We start from the raw sequence: 20,651 nt of genomic DNA, 5'->3' as shown, positions 1-20,651 counted from the left end.
GCCCTCAACAACCGAATCGCCGCATCGCGCTCGAAGAGATAAAGCAGCACCCGCAACGCCTCGCCGCGCACGCTCGTGAGATCGGGGTCGCGCTCCACGATCAGCCGCGCGTCGTCGCGGGCGGCGGAGAGCAGGTCGGCGTCCGATTCCAGTCGGGCGAGCTTGAAGCCGGGAAGACCCGATTGCCGCGTGCCAAGCACCTCGCCTTCGCCCCTCAGGCGGAGGTCCTCCTCGGCGATGCGGAAGCCGTCCTCGCTTTCGCGCATCATCTCGAGACGGGCCTGCGCGGTCTGTCCGAGCGGCCCCTTGTAGAGCAGAAGGCAGGTGGAGGCGCGCGAGCCGCGTCCGATGCGGCCGCGCAACTGGTGTAGCTGCGCCAACCCGAACCGCTCGGCATGCTCGATGACCATGATGGAGGCGTTCGGCACATCGACGCCGACTTCGATCACCGTCGTCGACACCAGAATTTTCGTTTCGCCCGACGAGAAACGCTCCATCGCCGCGTCCTTGTCGCGGCCCGCGAGCTTGCCGTGAACGAGCCCGACGCAATCGCCGAAGATGGATCGCAGTTGCTCGTGCCGTTCTTCGGCGGCCGCAAGGTCGAGGGATTCGGATTCGCCGACCAGCGGACAGATCCAATAGACCTGATCGCCATTGCGGATCGCCCGTCCGATCCCGCCCACGACTTCGTCCAGGCGTTCGATGGAAATCACTTTCGTGGCGATCGGCTTGCGACCCGCGGGCTTCTCATCGAGCACCGACACGTCCATGTCGCCGAAATAGGTGAGGGCGAGGGTGCGCGGGATCGGGGTCGCGGTCATCACCAGAATGTCGACCGCCTCGCCCTTGGCGCCGAGCGCAAGGCGTTGATGGACGCCAAAGCGATGCTGCTCGTCCACCACCGCCACGCCAAGGTCCTTGAAGGCGACGCCTTCCTGAAAGAGCGCGTGGGTCCCGACCGCGATCTGGATCGTGCCGTCGCCCAACCCGGCCAGCACGGCCCGCCGTTCGGCGCCCTTGTCCCGGCCGGTGAGGAGCGCGATCGACAAGCCGGCGTCCCGCGCCATCGGGGCGATGCGCTCGTAATGCTGCCGCGCGAGGATTTCCGTCGGGGCCATCAGCGCCGCCTGCCGCCCCGCCTCGATGGCGCTCGCCATCGCCAGCAGGCCGACGACGGTCTTGCCGGAGCCCACGTCGCCCTGGAGAAGCCGCAGCATCTTCTTGTCGGAGACGAGGTCGCGGCGGATATCCTCGACCGCCTTTTCCTGAGCCCCCGTCAGGCCGAAGGGCAGCATCGAGCGCAGCCGTTCCACCAGCCTGCCGTCGCCCGCATTGACGCGTCCCGGAAGGCGCCGCATCCGGCTTCGCACCAGAGCCAGCGCGAGCTGCGAGGCCAGCAGCTCGTCATAGGCAAGGCGGCGGCGCGGGCCGGAGCGGGCGAGCATTTCGTCGGTCAGGGCCCTGGCGTCGTCGGGGCGGTGCAGGGCGGCGAGCGCGCTCTGAAAATCCGGCGACCCGCTGCGTTTCAGCCAGGCGGAATCCTGCCATTCGGGAAGGCGCGGGACCTTTTCGAGGGCCGCGCCCATGTAGCGGCCGACCATCCGCGATGACAGTCCCTCGGTGAGGCCGTAGATCGCCTCGACGGCGGGCAGGGTCGCCAAGCCGCGCTCGTCGAGGACGCGGTCGGGATGGACCATCTGGCGCATTCCGTCCCACATCTCGATCTTGCCCGACACATACCGGCGTTCGCCCAACGGGAGCAGTTTTTCCAGCCGGGCCTTGTGGCCGTTGAAAAAAGCCAGCGTCACGTCGCCGGTCTCATCCTCCACCAGAATCTTGTGGGGGCCGCGCCGGCCCGGTGGGGGTGGACGATGCGCCGTCACCGTCACCGCAAGCGTCACCGGCTCGCCGACCGGCGCGTCGGCGATGGAGCCCTTGAGCTCGCGGGCGATCCCGCTCGTGGGGAGATGGAACAGCAGGTCGGCGACGCGCGTCTGCCGCCCCGGCTCAGCGAGCAGGCGGTCCAGCAAGGGCGCTATCTTGGGCCCGACGCCCGGCAGGGTGCTGGCCGGGGCGAATAGCGGATCGAGAAGGGAAGGGCGCAATGACATTCAAACGGGCGTTCAATTCGCAAACGGGTGGCAAGATGAGCGTGGGCGGTTATATAGCCGCAATGCCGCCTCAAGGCGACGCCATCTTCCCGGAGCCCTGTCATGAGCGGAACCACACGCAGCAGCGCGGATCTCGACGTCCGCCGCAAACAGATCCTCTATCGCTCGTGGCATCGGGGTATGCGCGAGATGGACCTGATCATGGGGCGCTTCGCGGATGCGGAGATCGGGACGCTTGCCGAATCCGAGCTCGCGGACTTCGAACGCCTGATCGACGCTGTCGACCGTGACCTCTTTGCCTGGATCACCGGCGAGGCGGAAACGCCGGCGGAATACGACACGGCGCTTTTCCGGCGCATGAAGGCGTTTCATTCCCATTCCTCGCCCATCCACACCTGACCTGCTCCTCGTTCCTCCAGAATAGATCCGACCGATTGTCATGAAGTCTCCCCTGATCCGCGCCTTGGATGCCCTCAAGAAGGGCCAGAGCCTGACCCTGTCCAGCGTCCCGGACGGGTTCGATACGCTCGCGGTCGCCGATCTGGCGCGGGGATTGTCCGGAAAGGTCGAGGGACCGGCGGTCCTCGTCCATGTATCGCGCGACGGTCAGCGGCAGCAGAACTTCATCAACGGACTCGGTTTCGTCGCGCCCGAGATCGAGGTGCTGCAATTCCCCGCCTGGGACTGCCAGCCCTACGACCGGGTTTCCCCCAACACCGCCGTCACCGCCCAGCGCATGACGACGCTCTCCCGGCTGGCCCGCTCCAAGACGGCCGAGGACAAGCCTCGCATCCTCTCCACCACCGTGAACGCCCTCGTCCAGAGGGTGCCGCCCCGGTCCCGGATCGCCGCCGAAACCTTCTCGGCGGCGCCCGGAAACGTGGTGGATACGACGCTGCTGATCGGCTGGCTCGAAACCAACGGTTTCGCCCGCACCGGCACCGTGCGGGACACGGGCGAATACGCGGTTCGCGGCGGCATCATCGATCTCTATCCGGCAGGCCTGCCCAACCCGGTGCGCCTCGACTTTTTCGGCGACGCGCTCGAATCCATCCGCTCGTTCGACCCGGAAACCCAAAGGACCGTCGGCACCTTACGCGCTCTCGATCTCGTTCCCATGAGCGAGGTGCAGCTGACGACGGACAGCATCAAGCGCTTCCGCCAATCCTATGTGGCGGCCTTCGGCGCGCCCACGCGGGACGACCGGCTGTATGAGGCCATCAGCGAGGGGCGTCGCTATCCCGGCCATGAACATTGGCTGCCGCTGTTCAACGACCGGCTCGACATGCTGCTCGACTACGTTCCCGATATCCCGGTCGTCTTCGACAGCATGGTCGACGATGCGGCTGGCGAGAGGCTGGCGCAGGTCAAGGATTACTACGACGCCCGCCGCGAGGCCATGGGCCAGAACCAGCCGGGCGTGGCGCCCTATCGACCGCTACCCCCGGACGCTCTCTACCTTTCACCGGACGAGTGGGCGAAGCGCACCGGCGACCTGACGCTCGCCCGCCTGACGCCGTTCGCGGTGCCCGAGCAGGGCGGCCGGATCATCGTCGATTGTGAGGCGAGACGGGGTCGCAATTTCATCGCCGAACGGGCCGACGAGAGCGCCAACGTCTTCGAGGCCGCGATCCTTCATATTCGCGAGCTTCAGGCCAGGAAGATGCGGGTCATCCTCGGCGCGTGGTCGGAGGGCTCGCGCGAGCGCCTGACCCATGTGCTGCAGGATCACGATCTGCGTCAGACGAAACTGATCTCGAAATTCGATCAGGCGATGGCCTATCCCCGCAACGAGGTGCCGGTCGGCGTCTGGAGCCTCGAATCCGGTTTCGAGGTCGGCGATCTCGCGGTCATCAGCGAACAGGACATCCTGGGCGACCGTCTGGTGCGGCAGAAGCGCAAGGCCAAGCGCCCGCAGGATTTTCTGACCGAGATCGCGGCCCTGACCCCGGGCGATCTGGTCGTTCACGTCGACCATGGCATCGGCCGCTTCGAAGGCTTGAAAACCATCGAGGCCGCGGGCGCGCCGCATGATTGTCTCGAGCTTCACTACGCTGGCGGCGACCGCCTCTTCCTGCCGGTCGAGAACATCGAATTGCTGACCCGCTACGGGTCGGAGGAAACCGAGGTCCAGCTCGACCGGCTCGGCGGCGGGGCCTGGCAATCGCGCAAGGCGCGAATGAAACAGCGCATCCGCGAGATGGCGGGCGCCCTGATGAAGATCGCGGCGGCGCGCATCCTGAAGGACGCTCCGCGCCTGACGCCGCCGGAAGGCCTCTACGACGAATTCGCCGCCCGCTTCCCTTATGAGGAGACGGAAGACCAGCTCAACGCCATCGAGGCGGTGCTGGACGACATGGGTTCGGGTCGGCCGATGGACCGGCTGGTCTGCGGCGATGTCGGCTTCGGCAAGACCGAGGTGGCGCTTCGCGCGGCTTTCGTCGCGGCCATGAACGGCAAGCAGGTGGCAGTGGTCGTGCCGACGACGCTTTTGTCCCGCCAGCACTACAAGACGTTCTGCGATCGTTTCCGTGGCTTGCCACTCAATGTCGCCCAGGCGTCGCGTTTTGTGCCCGCCGCGGAGATGAAGAAGGTCAAGGAAGGGCTCAAGGACGGGACCGTCGACATCGTGATCGGCACCCACGCCCTTCTCGGCAAGGCGATCGCCTTCAAGGATCTCGGCCTCATCGTCGTGGACGAGGAGCAGCATTTCGGCGTCAGCCACAAGGAGCGCCTGAAGGAGCTGCGTGCCGAGGTCCACGTCCTCACGCTCTCCGCCACACCGATCCCGCGTACATTGCAGCTGGCGCTGACCGGCGTGAGAGAATTGTCGCTGATCACCACGCCGCCGGTCGACCGGCTGGCCGTGCGAACCTTCATCACGCCGTTCGACCCGCTGCTCGTTCGCGAGGCGCTCCTGCGCGAACGCTACCGGGGCGGGCAGGCCTTCTACGTCGCCCCGCGCCTCGACGACCTCGCCGAGGTGAAAACCTTCCTGGAGAAGGAAGTGCCGGAAGCAAAAGTCGCGGTGGCGCACGGACAGATGGCGGCGGGCCAGCTCGAGGACGTGATGACGGCCTTCTACGAGGGCAAATACGACATCCTGCTCTCGACCACGATCGTCGAATCCGGCCTCGACATCCCGACCGCCAACACGCTCATCGTGCACCGCGCCGACATGTTCGGATTGTCGCAGCTCTACCAGTTGCGGGGCCGGGTTGGCCGCTCGAAGACGCGTGCCTACGCGGTCTTCACGGTCTCGGCGACGAAGCCGCTCACCGTGCAGGCGGAGCGCCGTCTCAAGGTCCTGCAGACGCTGGACACGCTCGGCGCGGGCTTCCAGCTCGCCTCGCACGATCTCGATATCCGCGGCGCCGGCAACCTTTTGGGCGACGAGCAGTCCGGTCATATCAAGGAAGTCGGCTATGAGCTTTACCAGCAGATGCTGGAGGAGGCAGTGGCTCAGTTGAAGGCCGGTGTGGAAGAGCCGACCGAGGATCAATGGTCGCCCACGATCTCGGTGGGCGCGCCGGTGATGATCCCCGAGAGCTACGTGGAGGACCTTCAGACGAGGCTCGGCCTCTATCGTCGCCTGTCGACGCTGGAAACCGACGGCGAGATCGACARCTTCGGAGCGGAATTGATCGACCGGTTCGGCCCGCTGCCCTCCGAAGTCGACCAGTTGTTGAAGATCATGGCCATCAAGGTCCTGTGCCGCCGGGCCAATATCGAGAAGGTGGACGGCGGACCGAAGGGCCTCATCGTGTCGTTCCGCGACAACTCGTTCGCCAACCCCACGGGTCTCGTCTCCTACGTCACGGAGCAGGCGTCGTTTGCGAAGGTCCGCCCCGACATGAAGATCGTGTTCGTCCGGGATGTGCGGACGCCGGACGAGCGGTTGAAGACAGCGCGGGTCATCCTGCGGGAGCTGGTGCAGATCGCCGAGAAGAAAGCGGCCTAGCGCGAAGCGTCGTGGGCGACCGCGCGGGCCCCGAGATGGCTTTGGAGCATGGTGGCGGCACCGCTGACGCCGCCGGTGACGATGACCGGCGTTCCGCTGGATCGCATGGCCGCGCGGAGACGGCTGGCGAGCTCCATGAACCGCTTCTGCTCGGCCCTGTCGCTGTGCCGGGAAAGCTGGAGGACGATCGCCACCGGGATCGACATCGTCGCCAGCACCTCGTCCGCCGCCTCGAAGGGCGTAGTGACGCTGGCAATGCCCATTTCGGCGAGTTCGGTCGAGAGGGCGCTGTCGGGCGCTCTGCGACCACTGTCAACCACCAGGACTTTGGGCATCTCGGACATGATTTTTCCTGCAGTGCAACATTTCGCCGGGAGGACGATGCCCACCAACGCATAGCCACGCTCTTTGTTTCACTCGTCAGATGAACGGCACTGCAACATAAAGGGGCGATACCGCTAATCCGCGGCGCGCCACCAGGTGTCGCTCGTCGTGCCGAGCAGCGGGACTTTATCCGGGCGCCTCAGCTTGCTGTCACGGGCGAGCCATTGATTGTCCACGTAAAAAAGCGGCACCACATAGAAGCCGGAGAGGAGCGCGCGATCGAGCGCGCGAACGGCCGATACGAAATCCTCCCGCTCCTTCGCCATCAGCAGCGCGTCGATCATACCGTCGATCGCCGGCGAGGCGGCCCCGGCATAATTCAGCGATCCCTCGCGCGAGGCGGCGGCGCTCGACCAGCGGTTGCGTTGCTCGTTACCCGGTGACATGGAGGCGAACCACGTGGACTGGACCATGTCGAAATCGAATTTCGACAGGCGGCGCCAGTACTGGACATCGTCGACGAGTCGCACCCGGGCGCGAACCCCGATCCGGGTCAGCGACTCGGCGAAATTGAGGGCAAGACGCTCCTGCTGCCGGGAGTTCACCAGCATTTCGAACGCGAAGGGCTGCCGGGTCTTGCGGTTTCGGAGAACCCCGCCGTCGATTACCCAGCCGGCCTGTTCCAGAAGGTCGAGGGCCTGACGGGCGGTACCTCGATCCCGTCCGGAACCATCCGACGAGGCCGGGGCCCAGGTGCCGGACAGGATCGCCGGGTTCAACGAACCGGCATAAGGGGCCAGCAATTGCTGCTCGCGGGGCGTGGGCGGTTTTCCGGCGGAGGAAAGGTCGGACCCGGCAAAGTAGCTGTCCGACCTCGTGACGAGCCCGAAATAGAGGTTTCGGTTCACCCATCCGAAATCGAACAGATAGCCGAGCGCCTCACGGACACGAACGTCCTCGAAGAGCGGGCGGCGCGTGTTGAACACGAACCCGCTCATCCCCTTGGGCGATCGGATTGGCAACGTCTCGCGGATGACCCGGCCCTCCCGCAAGGCCGGGAAATCATAGCCCGTCGCCCATCGGCTGGCGTCGCCTTCCAGCCGGTAATCATAAAGTCCCGCCTTAAACGCTTCGAACAGGGTATTGGCATCGCGATAGAAATCGTATCTGATCTCATCGAAATTATAGAGCCCGTGCGTGATCGGAAGGTCCTTGCCCCAGTAATCGGCCCGGCGCTTGAGCACCACCCGCTCTCCCGGCCGCACCTCGGTCATCGCATAAGGACCCGAGCCGATGGGCGGCGTGAGACTGGTCCTGGCGAAGGTTTCCGGATCGCTCGCATGCGCGGCGAAGATCGGCATCATGGCGATGATCAAGGGCAATTCGCGATCGCCAACCCCCGAGAGGTCGAAGCGGATGCGATGGGGACTCTCGACCTCGACCGCCTTGACCTGTGCGAATGTGCTCCGGTGGAAGGGCTTGCCGTCCTTCTTCAGCGCCTCGAACGTGAAGCGGACGTCTTCGGCCGTCAGTGGGTGTCCGTCCGAAAACCGGGCACGGGAATCGAGGTTGAAGGTGATCTCGCTGCGGTCATCGGGCATTTCCACCGAGTGGGCGACGAGGCCGTAGAGCGAAAAGGGCTCATCCTGCGAGCGGATCATCAGGCTTTGCAGCACATATCGCTGGACCGCATCGGGAGCCACGCCCAGCACGATGAGCGGGTTGAGGCTGTCGAACGTGCCTTGCAGGCCGAGAACGATTCGGCCGCCCCGGGGAGCATCCGGGTTCGCATAGGGCAGCCCTTGGGAACCGGCGGCGAGCGCGGGTTCGCCATGCATCGCGAGGCCGTGACGCTCGGGGCCCGCCGCCGAGGCGCCGGTTGCCGCCACCAACGCCAGGCACAAAACCGCGATATGTCTCAGCAATCCCCGCATCTTGAGAGCCGTCCCACGACGTGGCCCGGGTCCCGAAAATCCACCCTGAATAGTGTAAAGAAAGTTGGCCATCATGACTGGAAACCTAACTTGCGAAAGGTTAAAGGAGCCCAACACGTCATGTCTTCGCCTTAATCAGCAAAGATTCACCGTTCTTGAAAGTTACGAACGGGCCGAACCCTTCGGCCAATAAGCAAAAGCCGTCCTTCGCAAAGCCTGCCTTCGATTGAAGAGGATCTACCACATGTCATTCGCGACCCGCCTCGCGAGCCTGGGGGGCACCCGCGGCCTGGCCACGGCTCTCGCTCTCACTCTGGCCGCTTCGCCGGTTCTGGCGCAGACGCCTCCCGCCCAGCCGGCTCCGGCGCAGCGCCCCTCGGCGCCTGCTCCCGCCAGGCCTGCCGCTCCCGCTCCCGCTGCGCCCGCCGCACCCGTGCCCGGCGCTCCCGCCGGCCAGCAGGCCCAGCAGACCGGTCCCATGGTCGTGCAGGTCAAGGCCGAACCCTCCCAGCCGGAATGGACGAAGGTCTGCGGCAAGGACCAGGGCACCAATGCGGAAATCTGCTACACCACCCGCGATTTCGTCTCGGATCAGGGCCAGCCGGTCCTCGCCGTCGCGCTCTATGACGTGAAGGGCGGACAGCAGCCGCAGAAGATCGTGCGCTTCCTGATGCCCCTCGGCCTTCTCCTCCAGCCCGGCATCCGCTTCACGGTCGATCAGGGCCAGCCCACGCCCGGCCGCTATGCCGTCTGCTTCCCGAATGGCTGCTTCGCCGAATCGCCGGTGAAGGACGATTTCATCGCGGCGCTCAAGAAGGGCAACAACCTGAACGTCAGCGTGCAGAACCAAGCCGGTCGCGAAGTGACCTTCGCGGTCCCGGTCGCCGGCTTCGCCAAGGCCTTCGACGGCCCGGCGATTGACCCGAAGGTGCTCGAAGAGCAGCAGAAGAAGCTGCAGGAAGAACTCGAGAAGCGCAGCGAAGAGCTTCGCAAGCAACTCGGAGCGGGTTCGGCAGCGCCTGGAGCAGCAGCCCCCGCGGCCCCGGCGGCCCCCGCCCCGAAGCCCTGATCGGCTCGGGTCCACCGATTCACGAAAACGCCGGGCATCGAGCCCGGCGTTTTTATTTGAGCGCTCACTGAGTTTTCAGTGGGCGAAGGTGGGCTTTGTCCGATAGGCGCCCGATTCGTCACGGTCGAACATTTCCTCGATCAACGCGTTGCGAAGCGGCTCGCCGGAGGTATCGGGCAAGAGATTCTGCTCCGACACATAGGCGACGTACTCGGTCTCCGCGTTTTCGGCGAACAGGTGGTAGAACGGCTGTTCCTTGCTGGGCCTGATGTCCTCGGGAATCGAGAGCCACCAATCCTCAGTGTTGTCGAATTCCGGATCGACATCGAAAATCAGTCCCCGGAATGCGAATAATCTGTGTTTCACCACCTGGCCGATCGCGAATCTTGCTGAATTAGCTTTCATCGGTCCTGAACTCCTCGACCCGCATATGGGGGATCGGCCTGTTGATCGCAAACCGACCACGCCCCACACGGTATGCCCAGGGCGTTAACGAATTCGAAATGCCCTGCGATTTCGGTCTGCCCGCCGGGCGCGGGGAGCCATTGTCGCGGGAGGCGAATTTCGCCAGAAGTGACCGGGTAAGTCAGTCGCGCGGAGCAGCCCGATGTCCGAATTGATCGGGCTTTTCAATCTTCTTGCGCCCTTTTTCGGCTTGATCGGGCTCGGCTTCTTCTGCGGCAAGGTGGTGCGCCAGCATGAGGCCGGCCTCGCCTGGATGCAGTTTTTCCTGATCTACGTCTCCCTGCCGAGCCTGTTCTTCCGCCTCATCGCCGACAAGCCTCTCGAACAACTGGCGAATTGGCCCTTCATCGCCGCCACCACTCTCTCGACGTTCCTCGTCTTCGCGATGGCTTTCGGCACCGGCTGGCGCCACACGCGCGATCTCCCGCAATCGGTCATGCAGGGGGTGGCGGGGTCCTACTCGAATGTCGGCTATATGGGGCCACCCCTCGTGCTCGGCGCCCTCGGGGCCGCCGCCAGCGCTCCGGTGGTGCTGATCTTCGTCTTCGACAATCTCCTGCTGTTCTCCCTGGTGCCGCTCCTGATGTCTGTGGCGGGTATCGAAAAGCTCAGTGTGAGTGCCACCATCCGCATGATCGTCTGGCGGATCCTCACGCATCCGTTCAACGTGGCGATCGCCCTGGGCATCGCCGCCAGCTATTTTCACCTGCGACTGCCTCAGGCTGCGGACCAGATGGTCACCTGGCTCTCGGGTGCGGCGGCCCCTTGCGCGCTGTTCATCCTTGGCGTCACCGTCGCCATGCGGCCCCTGTGGCGCATCCCCGACGGAGTGCCGGCGCTGGCGACGATCAAGCTGATCGTCCATCCGCTGCTGATCTGGCTATTGCTGTCGGCGATGGGGGATTTCGGGGCTGTCTGGACCTATGCGGCGATCACCATGGCGGCCCTGCCACCGGCCCTGAACATTTTCGTGATAGCGACCCAATACGATGTCGGCGTCGAGCGCGCATCCGCCTGCGTGCTGATCGGGACGCTCGCCTCGATGGTCACGCTTACGGGGCTTCTGCTTCTGATCCGCCTCGGGGCCCTGCCGTACGATCTGTTTCCCTGATAGAAGCGGCCTTCATCAGGCGCGGCGTGCCGATGCGGGGAAGGACGCCCTCCCGCATCACGGCCCGGCGTAAGGGGCCGATCTGGCTCAGGCCGAGAAGCCCCGCGCCGCGCAGGAAATCCGCCGGCAGGATGCCATTGAGCAGGGTGCGGTTGAGGCTGTCCACCGCGGCCGTCCGGAGCCGGACATCGATGTCGCGTCCGAACTGGTATCGATCGAGGGCCTCGAAGGAGCCAGGGTCCTTGCCCGCGTCGCCCGCATCGATGACCGCATCCCGCAGTGCCGCCACATCCCGCAGACCGAGATTCAACCCTTGTGCACCGATGGGAGGGAACACGTGGGCTGCCTCGCCCACCAGCGCCAAGCGGGGGGCGGTGTAGCGGTCGACGGACATGCCCGTCATCGGAAATGTGCCCCGCGCGCCGTCGATCTTCATCGCACCCAAAATGGACTGCGCCTGCCGCTCGATCCGCATGGCGAGATCGCCGTCGCCAAGTCCGGTCAAGGTTTCGGCCTCATCGGGACTGGTGACCCAGACAAGGCTCGACCGGCGACCGGGCAGGGGAACCAGCGTGAACGGGCCGTTCCGGGTGTGGAACTCCGTCGATGTCTCTCGATGGGGCCGCTCATGCGCAAGGATCGCCGTGACGGCCGATTGCGGATAGGACCAACGCCGCGCCTCGATTCCGACGCTTTGGCGAAGCTGGGAATTGCGTCCATCGGCCGCGACGCCGAGCTTCGCCTGAAGGACGTCGCCGCCCTCCAGCCGGATCAGCGCCTGTCCGGTTTCGTTCTCGATGCCGGTGGCCTGGCCGTCGAACAGTCTCAGGTGGTCCTGCCGGCGAGCGGCCTCGGCGAGAATCTCGACGAGGTCGGCGTTCTCGATATTCCACCCGAACGCATCGAGACCGATCTCCGCCGCGCGAAACGACACGGGCGGCGGGCGGAAGAGGCTCCCGGTATCGTCGATGATGCGCATCGTCTCGAGGGGCGCGGCGCGCGGCGTAAGGGTTGGCCAGAGGCCTAGCGCTTCGAAAAAACGCACCRATCCGTTCAGCAGCGCGACGGTGCGTCCGTCCCGTCGGGCGTCGAGACCACCGACGAGCGCCGTGCTGTAGCCGTCTCGTGCGAAGGCGAGCGCCGCGCCGAGCCCCACCGCGCCCGCGCCGACGATCACGATGTCGAAGTCCCGATCCGTCATGCCGTCCTCTCGTGGCGCAAGCCTGCCGATCAACCATGCGGCGCTTGCAAACTCACCATATTCGATGCATTCGCCATTGCCGATAGGCGCATCCCGTCCCTATGATCCTTTCGCCTGCAGACGTCGATGCCGCAAGGGATTGATGCTTCAGTTCCAGTTTCACCCGCAACGTCCTCCCGCGAAACCCGTCTTCAACCTTTTCACCCAGAGTTTCAGTGCGTGAAGGCAGACCCACCATCATCCGGCCAGCCCCTCGTCGAATTGCGGGGAATCAGCAAGCGCTACGGCGAACTCCTGGCCAATGACGCCATCGATCTGTCGATCCGTCCCGGCGAAATCCATGCGCTCCTCGGCGAGAACGGCGCGGGCAAGTCGACCTTGGTGAAGATCCTGTACGGGGTCGTCGAGCCGAGCGGCGGAGAGATCGTCTGGGAGGGCGGACCGGTCACCATCTCCTCACCGGTCGAGGCGCGGGCGCTCGGAATCGGAATGGTGTTCCAGCACTTCTCCCTGTTCGACGAGCTGACGGTCGCGGAGAACATCGCGGTCGCGCTGTCGGATGAGTGGACGCTCGACGCCGTTCGCCGGCGGCTCGGCGACATATCTCACAATTACGGTCTGGCGCTCGAAGCCGACCGCGCGGTGTGGACGCTGTCGGCGGGCGAACGTCAGCGCATCGAAATCGTCCGCTGCCTGCTGCAAGGTCCACGCCTGCTCATTCTCGACGAACCGACCTCCGTGCTGACGCCGCAGGAAGCCGAGCATCTGTTCGTCACGCTCGACAAACTCTCGGCCGAGGGCGTGTCGATCCTTTATATTTCGCACAAGCTCGAAGAGGTGCGCCGTCTCTGCCAGAAGGCGACGATCCTGCGCGCCGGCAGGACCGTGGCGGACATCGATCCCCGCGCGAAGAGCGCCAGGGAAATCGCCGCTCTGATGGTGGGCAATGAGGTCGGCGAGGTGCGCAGCACCGTTCCCCATCGACCCGGCGTCGAGATGCTGAGGGTCGATCGCCTGTCTGTACCGGCTCCCTCTCTTCACGGGGTTGCGCTCTCGAACATAGATCTCGTGGCCCATGCGGGCGAGGTGGTGGGAATCGCCGGAATTGCCGGGAACGGCCAGAGCGAGCTTTTCGCCGTCCTGTCCGGCGAGCGGATTGTCGATCGCGACAACGCCATCGTCATCGGGAGCCGCGCCTGCGGCACCCTCGGCATCGACGCGCGGCGGCGTCTCGGGTCGGCGTTCGTGCCGGAGGAACGCCTCGGCCATGCGGCCGCGCCGACCCACAGCCTGAGCGAAAACACCCTCATCTCTCATGCCGCAGCCGAGGTCAGCCGCGCGGGCTTCATCCTCGTTCGCGCGGCCCGTCGTTTTGCCCAGAGCATCGTGCAGAGTTTCGACGTGCGGATGTCAGAGGCCGACCCACAGGCGCGAAAGTTGTCGGGCGGGAACCTGCAGAAATTCGTCATCGGCCGGGAAATGATCCGCAAACCCGCTCTTCTCATCGTCGACCAGCCGACCTGGGGCGTCGATGCCGGCGCGGCGCGTCTGATCCGCCAGGCGCTGGTCGACCTCGCCACGGAGGGAAGCGCGGTTGTCGTGGTCAGCCAGGATCTGGACGAACTCTTTGAAATCGCCGATCGCATGGCGGTCATCCATCAGGGAAAGTTGAGCCCGTTGAAACCCGTTTCGGAATGGACAAAGGAATCGGTGGGGCTCGAAATGCTCGGAGCCGCGGAGACGTCGCGCGAGGCCATCCATGCGGTTTGAGCTGACGCCGCGCGCGTCGATTTCCGCTGTCTGGCGCGCGCTCGCGCCGGTTCTCGCGTTCGTCACCGCGTTCCTGATCGCAGGTCTCGTGATCTGGCTGATGGGGCGCTCGCCGCTCGCGGCCTTTCAGGTCTATGTCACGCAGCCTCTCAGCGATCCCTGGGCGCTGCAGGAAATCCTCGTCAAGGCGACCCCGCTGGCCTTGATCGCCATCGGCCTGTCCTATTGCTTCCGGGCCAACCTCTGGAACATCGGCGCTGAAGGCCAATACGTGATCGGCGCGGTGCTGGGGAGCTGGCTTGCGCTGCGGACCCACGGCAGCGACGCGGGCGCCTGGGTGCTGCCCGCGATGATGGTGGCGGGTATCGTGGGCGGCGCCCTCTACGGGCTCATCCCGGCCTTTCTCAAGACCCGTTTCGGCGTCAACGAGATCCTCACCAGCCTGATGCTGGTCTATATCGCGCAACTGGTCCTCGATTATCTGGTGCGCGGACCGTGGCGGGATCCAAAGGGCTTCAACTTTCCCCAATCGGTCACCTTCGATCCCGCCGCGACCCTCCCGGCGATCTTCGAGGCGGGGCGCGTTCATTACGGCTTCGTGTTCGCGCTGATCGCCGTCCTCATCACGGCGGTCGTGCTTGGTCGAACCCTGTTCGGCTATCGCCTGCGTCTCAGCGGCGATGCGCCCCGGGCGGCGCGGTTCGCAGGCTTCGATTCCAAGACGACGACGCTCGCGGTCTTCGGCATTTCAGGCGGTCTCGCAGGCCTTGCGGGCATTTCCGAAGTGGCGGGACAGATCGGCCAGCTCCAGCCCTCGATTTCGCCCGGCTATGGCTTTACCGCCATCACGGTGGCGTTTCTCGGGCGGCTCAATCCCATCGGCATCCTGGTGGCGGCGCTGGTCGTTTCGCTGACCTTCATCGGCGGCGAGAGCGCCCAGATCATGCTCAAGCTGCCGCTCGATCTCACCCAGGCATTCCAGGGCATCCTGCTCCTGTGCGTGCTGGCCGCCGACGCATTGGTGAGCAACCGCATCCGCATCGTCAGCCGGGGAGCGACCGCATGACCACTTTCGAGGCGATCCTCCTCACCATCGTCACCGCATCGACGCCTCTCCTGATCGCCTCGATCGGCGAGCTGGTGGCCGAGCGTTCCGGCGTGCTCAATCTCGGCCTCGAGGGCATGATGGCGATGGGTGCCGCCTGCAGCTTCGCCGCCGCCGTCACCTTCGACTCGACCTTGATGGGAGTGGGCGCGGGAATGCTCGCCGGGGCGCTGATGGCGGTCCTCTTCGCCGTCGTGGTGCTGGGTTTCGCCGCCAATCAGGTCGGATCGGGTCTGGCGCTGACCATCTTCGGACTTGGCCTGTCCGGCCTCATCGGCGCGCCGTTCGTGGGTGCGCGGCGCGATCCCGTGGCGCCCATCCACGTCCCCGGCCTCACGGATCTGCCTCTCGTCGGACGCCTGTTCTTTGGGCAGGATCTCTTTGTCTACGGTTCGATCATCCTCACGGTGGCGGTCGGCCTCTACCTCAACCGGTCGCGGGCAGGGCTCATCCTTCGATCCATCGGGGAGAACCATGCCTCCGCCCACGCGCTCGGGCTGCCGGTCCTGAAAGCCCGCTTCCTCGCGATCCTGTTCGGTGGCGCCTGCGCGGGCCTTGCGGGGGCGTATCTGTCGCTGGTCTACACGCGGTTCTGGTCGCCGGGGATGACGGCGGGGAGAGGCTGGATCGCCCTTGCGCTGGTGGTGTTCGCGGCGTGGCGGCCGAAATGGGTGCTGATCGGGGCCTATATCTTCGGGGCCGCGACCGTGTTGCAGCTCCACGCCCAAGCCGCCCAGTTCGGCGTGCCGTCGCAATTGCTCTCAGCCGTTCCTTATCTCGCGACGATCCTGGCGCTTTTGCTGCTCTCGTTGAAACATGGCAGGGCCATCGGCTCTCCCGGGTCCCTCGGCGTGCCATTCGTGCCTGACCGATAGGCAAAGCGGTGTTAATGTCCTCACGCTGAATGTTGCGGCAAGACCCGCGACCTGCGAGGAATATCCGGCGAGGATCTTCGGATCACCAAACCCTAGGGAAGCAAGTATGTCTTCACGGACCATCATCGGCGCATTGGTCGGGGCCGCCGCCCTGGCTCTCTCGGCAGGCGGAGCGTCCGCCCAGCAGCAGAAGCTGAAAGTCGGTTTCATCTATGTGGGCCCGGTGGGCGACCACGGCTGGAGCTATCAGCACGACGTCGGCCGCAAGGCCATCGAGAAAGCCTTCGGCGACAAGGTCGAGACGACCTATGTCGAGAGCGTGCCGGAAGCCGATTCCGAGCGCGCGATCGAGCAGCTGGCCCGCACCGGCCATGGCCTCATCTTCACCACCTCGTTCGGCTTCATGGAGCCGACCCTCAAGGTCGCCAAGAAATATCCCAACATCAAGTTCGAGCATGCGACGGGCTTCAAGCGGGCACCGAATCTCTCGACCTACGCGGCGAAGTTCCACGAGGGCCGTTATGTCATCGGCCAGATCGCCGGCAAGATGACCAAGAGCGGCACCATCGGCTATGTGGGCGCGTTCCCGATTCCCGAGGTGGTCGCCGGCATCAACTCCTACTTCCTCGGCGCGCAATCGGTGAACCCGGCCGTGAAGCTGAAGGTCGTGTGGGCCAATTCCTGGTACGACCCGGCGAAGGAAGCCGATGCGGGCAAGGCGCTGCTGGACCAGGGCGTCGACGTCATCGCCCAGCACACCGACAGCCCGGCTCCCCTGCAGGCCGCCGAAGCGCGCGGCAAATACGGCTTCGGCCAGGCCTCCGACATGGAACGGTTCGCGCCGAAAGCTCAGCTCACCGCCATCGTCGACAACTGGGCGGATTATTACGTCGAACGCACCAAGGCGGTGCTCGACGGCACCTGGAAGTCGCAGGATCTCTGGGGCGGGTTCGACACGGGTATGGTCGTGATGTCGACCTTCAAGAACATGCCCGACGACGTCAAGAAGATGGCCGAGGAAACGGAGGCCGCGATCAAATCCGGCAAGCTCAACCCCTTCAAATGCCCTGTCCTCAAGCAGGATGGCACGGAAGTGGAGTGCAAGGGCAAGGGCGCGCTTTCGGACGAACAGGTCCTCGGCATGAACTTCTACGTCAAGGGCATTGACGACAAGCTGCCCCAGTAGGCGGATTTCCATCGAAGCAAAAGGCAGCCTCTCAGGGCTGCCTTTTTTTGTTCGAGGGCTGGGCCATTCGCGGCAGTCCGCCGGCAGCCTCCGGATCAGATGATGAAGAAGTCTTTCTCGTTCATCGTCTTGAGTTTCTTCGGCAGCGTCCCGATCTGAATCGCGGATTTCGAGCCGTTGCCGTCCTCGTCGTAATACAGCGCGCCCGTCTTCGGATTGTAGACGATCCGATCCGATGCATCGTGCGCCTTCGCGCCCTCCCAGAACGCGTCCTTTCCGAGCTTCGCGGGCTTGGCGACGGTGCCCTTCTTGCCGAGACCCTTGAAGATACCGTTCTCCAAATAGATGCCGTCGTCCCGCACGACGAAGTCCGCGATCGTGTCGATATTAGCATTCTTCTTTTTCGCCACCGCGGAGTCGAACAGAAAGATGTCCCTTCCGGCGCCCCCCGTCAGGAGATCGCGCCCGAGCCCGCCCGACAGCCGGTCGGCACCCGCACCGCCAAAGAGCAAGTCGACCCCGGCGCCGCCCGAGAAAGTGTCGTTGCCGGCTCCCCCGACGAGGCGATCGTCTCTTTGGGTGCCGGTACTGAACTCGTTCGCCACGTCGCCGATTGCGATGGTGAAAGAGCGGTCGATTGTGTGGCCGGCCTTGTCGCTCACCCGCACCGATACCTGATGGCTCGCGGCCTGCTCGAAATCGAGCCGGATCCCATCCGCCACCACAAGCTTGCCGTCCCGGATCGCGAACCGCCCGCCGGCGCTGTCGAGGAGCGTGTAGGTGAAGGCCTCGTTGGCATCCGCGTCGATTGCAGCCAGAGCGCCCACAACGGTTCCGTTGGCGGCAAGTTCCGTGGGGGTTGTCGCGGAAAGTGTGATGTTGGTCGGCGCGCCATTGGCCGGTGGGGGAGGCGGTGTGCTTGGGGGATCGACGTCGATGTAGTTGATGGTTTGCGCGTTCGTTGTATCCACCACGGTCGCTTCGATCCAGAAACCGCCGGTGGTTGAACCGATGCTTCGCGTGTAGGTGATGGCGTGCATGAGAATGTCGACCATCGCGGCCGTCGCCAACGGATTGAATTCGACGTACAGAAAATTCTTCTGCGCGATGAGCAGGGAGCCGATCGCGGTCGTGGTGTTGCCGATGGTAACGCTGACAACGCTGTCCTTTATGTAGCCCGCGCTCAACGTGATGCCTCCGGCGACATCGATGCCCAATGAATCCTGCGGGTCGACTACGCCACCATTGAACCTGAATTCGACGTGATCCGGCGCCACGTTGTCGAGGAGGAGCCGCGAATTCCGCAACGCATCAACGAAGACCGGGATATTTTCGACCGCCCCAATCCTATCGCCATCGAGGTCAAAGAGAACCGGAGCAGCATGAGTTTCGCTTTGTCCATTGATCGTGATCACCTCGATGCCATGGCTGTAGATCGTGTTCTTCTCAGCCTGCGTCAGTGTGCCTTGTGTCAGGATCAGTTCGTTGGAGCCTCCAATCTCGTCGATAACGTGGAGCGCGGTGGCGACATCACTGACCGTGACGGTGGAATCGTTGGCCAGTTCGATGATATCGACTCCCGTAATCGTCGTGCCGGTCAGATCAATCGAAGCGCCCAGGAGGGTCAATCTGTCACCCAGCACCCCGCCACCGCCATCGATAGCTTTGACACCCTGCAGCTGTGACGCATGCATCTTCAGGACGTCATCCTTTCCTGTCGCGCCCACGATGGTTTCGATGCTCTGAAACACCTGGAGACCGTCGAATTCGAACACCCCGCCACTATTCAACACCAGCGTGTCGTTGCCGCCCCCGCCGTCGAGCCAATCTCCGGCCGTCAGGGTCGCTTGAGTCGCCTCGACGATGTTGGCGTCGATATCGCCCGTAAACGCGTCAATGCCGGCCGTCAGGACAAACGGCGCCATCATCGGCGCGACCGCGGCCTTCAGAGACGCACCGGTTATCCGCCCGCCGCCCATGTCGGCGAGACCGAAGCCGATGGTCCGATCCATGACAAGATCCGCCTGCGGAGAGGTATTTTGATAAGTCAGGGAATGGATCAGCGTTTCCACCGCGCTGGTGGCGGCGTTGGCGTTGAACGTTAAGTACAATACACCGGGGAGGGTCAGGTCGATCTCGCCAATCTCGACCTCGTGGACGAACAAGGCCGTACCGGCGACGCGCAAGATACTCGGGGTCTGGCGGATTCCCAGGATGTCGAACGCGTCGAAAGTGGTCAGGGTCACCTGCAGAGAATCCCACGGGCCGCCCCCGAGGATTGTCGCGTCGGAGCCCACATCGAGGAGGGCGGGTGGTCCCCCGGCCGCGCCGCGGGCGCGATCTCCGCTCAGATTGACAAGGGTGGGGCGGGCGTTCGCCGAAATGTCGGCGGAGAGGCTGAAAGTTTGAGAGACGGACATGGCTAACCCTGCGGCAGGAATGGCCATGCGCCGACGATCCGCTCTGGATGCATCGACAGGCCCGTTACCGCAATATTATACCGTAATATACGCTTTGGATAGCAGCGCTCCCAAACGGGAAGAGGTTATTCCACGTCGCGGAAATAGGGCTCTACCGGACCCTTCAGTTTGATGGTCATGAGGTTGCCGGCGCGGTCTTTCGCAGCGCCCGCGGTCAGGCGCACCCAGCCTTCGCTGACGCAATATTCGTCCACATTGGTCTTCTCGACGCCCTTGAACCGGACGCCGACGCCGCGTTCGAGCAGTTTCTCGTCGTAATAGGGGCTGTTCGGATTGCCGGAGAGGCGGTCGGGAGGCGTGTCGGTCATCGGATGCGGTTCCAGAAAAGTGTGGGCCCACAGATAGCGATTTCCCGCAGCGATGCAAAGCGCGGGGTCAGGCGATCGCCTGACACACATCGACCCACGTCGCGCCTACGAGGTCGGCAAGCCGGTCCGGGGAAATGCGCACGGCGCTGTGCGTTGCCCCGGCGGCGGGGATCACTTCGTCGAAGGCCTCGAGGCTGACGTCGCAATAAACAGGGAGAGGCGCGGCAAGGCCGAACGGACAGACCCCGCCCACGGGGTGGCCCGTCAAGGCTTCCACCTCGTCGGCCGCCAGCATCCGGGCCTTGCCGCCGAACGTCGCCTTGATCTTGCGGTTATCGAGACGGGCGTCGCCCCGCGCGACCACGAGAATCACCCGGTCGCCGATCCGCATCGAGAGCGTCTTGGCGATCTGGCCGGGCGCAACCCCATGAGCCGCCGCCGCCAGCTCGACGGTGGCCGTGCTGGTCGAAAGCTCGATGATCTCGATATCCGGCGCATGGGCGGCAAAGAACGCACGGACGGTTTCCAGACTCATGCCGAGTTTCTCCTGGGAATTGGACGAAGAGTTAGGTTCGGGGGAGATCGCCGCGTTCGCGCCAGATGTGGAGCAGCACGATGGAAATCGTGACCACCAGCGGGCCTAGGATCAAGCCGGGCGTCCCGAACAGGATCACGCCCCCCACCACGGCGACGAAGGATGGCACCGTGTGCAGCATCAGCCGGCTGCCGACGAGGACGGGATAGAGCACAT

Annotated in this window: 16 protein-coding genes and 1 pseudogene; 8 read left to right on the top strand and 9 right to left on the bottom strand. The window is 64.6% G+C overall.

Translation table 11 applies throughout. The features are described from left to right. The coding region (gene recG / locus AC1DVM_RS17685) for an ATP-dependent DNA helicase RecG (protein WP_477256482.1) at positions 1 to 2,111 on the bottom strand (2,111 nt) is incomplete at its 3' end. A gap of 102 nt (positions 2,112 to 2,213) precedes the next feature. Here recG and AC1DVM_RS17680 point away from each other — a divergent pair. Together AC1DVM_RS17680 and mfd are read left to right on the top strand one after the other, a co-directional pair. Next, positions 2,214 to 2,510, top strand: coding sequence for an FAD assembly factor SdhE (locus tag AC1DVM_RS17680; protein WP_477256480.1), 297 nt, complete (start codon positions 2,214 to 2,216; stop codon positions 2,508 to 2,510). 40 nt (positions 2,511 to 2,550) lie between these two features. Further along, positions 2,551 to 6,072 (top strand): transcription-repair coupling factor, encoded by a 3,522-nt coding sequence (gene mfd / locus AC1DVM_RS17675; RefSeq protein ID WP_477256478.1) that lies wholly within the window; start codon positions 2,551 to 2,553, stop codon positions 6,070 to 6,072. Here mfd and AC1DVM_RS17670 read toward each other — a convergent pair. Both AC1DVM_RS17670 and AC1DVM_RS17665 read right to left on the bottom strand, forming a co-directional pair. Further along, positions 6,069 to 6,416 carry a hypothetical protein gene (locus AC1DVM_RS17670; RefSeq protein WP_477256476.1) on the bottom strand — a complete coding sequence of 116 codons (348 nt, stop codon included), beginning with the start codon at positions 6,414 to 6,416 and terminating at the stop codon, positions 6,069 to 6,071. The genes mfd and AC1DVM_RS17670 overlap by 4 nt on opposite strands. Before the next feature lie 114 nt (positions 6,417 to 6,530). After that, positions 6,531 to 8,330, bottom strand: a complete 1,800-nt coding sequence (locus AC1DVM_RS17665) for an extracellular solute-binding protein (RefSeq protein WP_477256474.1) — start codon at positions 8,328 to 8,330, stop codon at positions 6,531 to 6,533. 244 nt (positions 8,331 to 8,574) lie between these two features. Between AC1DVM_RS17665 and AC1DVM_RS17660 the strand changes: the two genes are divergently transcribed. After that, the gene (locus AC1DVM_RS17660) at positions 8,575 to 9,399 is read left to right on the top strand and encodes an invasion associated locus B family protein (protein WP_477256472.1); all 825 of its coding nucleotides are present in this window, start codon (positions 8,575 to 8,577) and stop codon (positions 9,397 to 9,399) included. A 75-nt stretch (positions 9,400 to 9,474) separates the two neighbouring features. On the opposite strand, the gene hspQ is transcribed toward AC1DVM_RS17660, so the two are convergent. Further along, positions 9,475 to 9,804, bottom strand: a complete 330-nt coding sequence (gene hspQ / locus AC1DVM_RS17655; protein ID WP_477256471.1) for a heat shock protein HspQ — start codon at positions 9,802 to 9,804, stop codon at positions 9,475 to 9,477. 202 nt (positions 9,805 to 10,006) lie between these two features. Here hspQ and AC1DVM_RS17650 point away from each other — a divergent pair, with 202 nt between their 5' ends. Beyond that, positions 10,007 to 10,975, top strand: a complete 969-nt coding sequence (locus AC1DVM_RS17650) for an AEC family transporter (RefSeq protein WP_477256468.1) — start codon at positions 10,007 to 10,009, stop codon at positions 10,973 to 10,975. On the opposite strand, the gene AC1DVM_RS17645 is transcribed toward AC1DVM_RS17650, so the two are convergent. Then, a complete protein-coding gene (locus AC1DVM_RS17645; protein ID WP_477256466.1) occupies positions 10,917 to 12,176 on the bottom strand; it encodes a UbiH/UbiF family hydroxylase in 1,260 nt (419 codons plus the stop codon). The two genes, AC1DVM_RS17650 and AC1DVM_RS17645, sit on opposite strands and share 59 nt — an antisense overlap. Before the next feature lie 219 nt (positions 12,177 to 12,395). On the opposite strand from AC1DVM_RS17645, the gene AC1DVM_RS17640 reads away from it, so the two are divergent. The 4 genes from AC1DVM_RS17640 (at position 12,396) to AC1DVM_RS17625 (ending at position 17,112) form a co-directional block, all read left to right on the top strand. Further along, on the top strand, positions 12,396 to 13,946 hold the full coding sequence (locus AC1DVM_RS17640; RefSeq protein ID WP_477256464.1) for an ABC transporter ATP-binding protein: 1,551 nt from the start codon (positions 12,396 to 12,398) through the stop codon (positions 13,944 to 13,946). Further along, positions 13,936 to 15,012, top strand: coding sequence for an ABC transporter permease (locus AC1DVM_RS17635; protein WP_477256462.1), 1,077 nt, complete (start codon positions 13,936 to 13,938; stop codon positions 15,010 to 15,012). The genes AC1DVM_RS17640 and AC1DVM_RS17635 overlap by 11 nt, the downstream gene beginning before the upstream one ends. Continuing rightward, on the top strand, positions 15,009 to 15,926 hold the full coding sequence (locus tag AC1DVM_RS17630; RefSeq protein ID WP_477256460.1) for an ABC transporter permease: 918 nt from the start codon (positions 15,009 to 15,011) through the stop codon (positions 15,924 to 15,926). The genes AC1DVM_RS17635 and AC1DVM_RS17630 overlap by 4 nt, the downstream gene beginning before the upstream one ends. Before the next feature lie 106 nt (positions 15,927 to 16,032). Continuing rightward, the gene (locus AC1DVM_RS17625) at positions 16,033 to 17,112 is read left to right on the top strand and encodes a BMP family ABC transporter substrate-binding protein (protein WP_477256458.1); all 1,080 of its coding nucleotides are present in this window, start codon (positions 16,033 to 16,035) and stop codon (positions 17,110 to 17,112) included. Between the two features lie 95 nt (positions 17,113 to 17,207). Here AC1DVM_RS17625 and AC1DVM_RS17620 read toward each other — a convergent pair whose 3' ends face one another. From AC1DVM_RS17620 to AC1DVM_RS17605, 4 genes and pseudogenes are all read right to left on the bottom strand, one after another. After that, on the bottom strand, positions 17,208 to 19,532 hold the full coding sequence (locus AC1DVM_RS17620; protein WP_477256456.1) for a cadherin repeat domain-containing protein: 2,325 nt from the start codon (positions 19,530 to 19,532) through the stop codon (positions 17,208 to 17,210). Between the two features lie 125 nt (positions 19,533 to 19,657). After that, on the bottom strand, positions 19,658 to 19,900 hold the full coding sequence (locus tag AC1DVM_RS17615) for a DUF3297 family protein (RefSeq protein ID WP_477256454.1): 243 nt from the start codon (positions 19,898 to 19,900) through the stop codon (positions 19,658 to 19,660). Positions 19,901 to 19,967: 67 nt separating this feature from the next. After that, positions 19,968 to 20,435, bottom strand: coding sequence for a YbaK/EbsC family protein (locus AC1DVM_RS17610; RefSeq protein ID WP_477256453.1), 468 nt, complete (start codon positions 20,433 to 20,435; stop codon positions 19,968 to 19,970). A gap of 31 nt (positions 20,436 to 20,466) precedes the next feature. After that, a pseudogene (locus tag AC1DVM_RS17605) lies at positions 20,467 to 20,651 on the bottom strand (AI-2E family transporter); the annotation flags it as partial.

The sequence above is a fragment of the Microvirga sp. P4_A5 genome (assembly GCF_056402495.1).
Note: the sequence above shows the minus strand (reverse complement) of the source record. Positions and strands in the feature narration are given on the sequence as shown.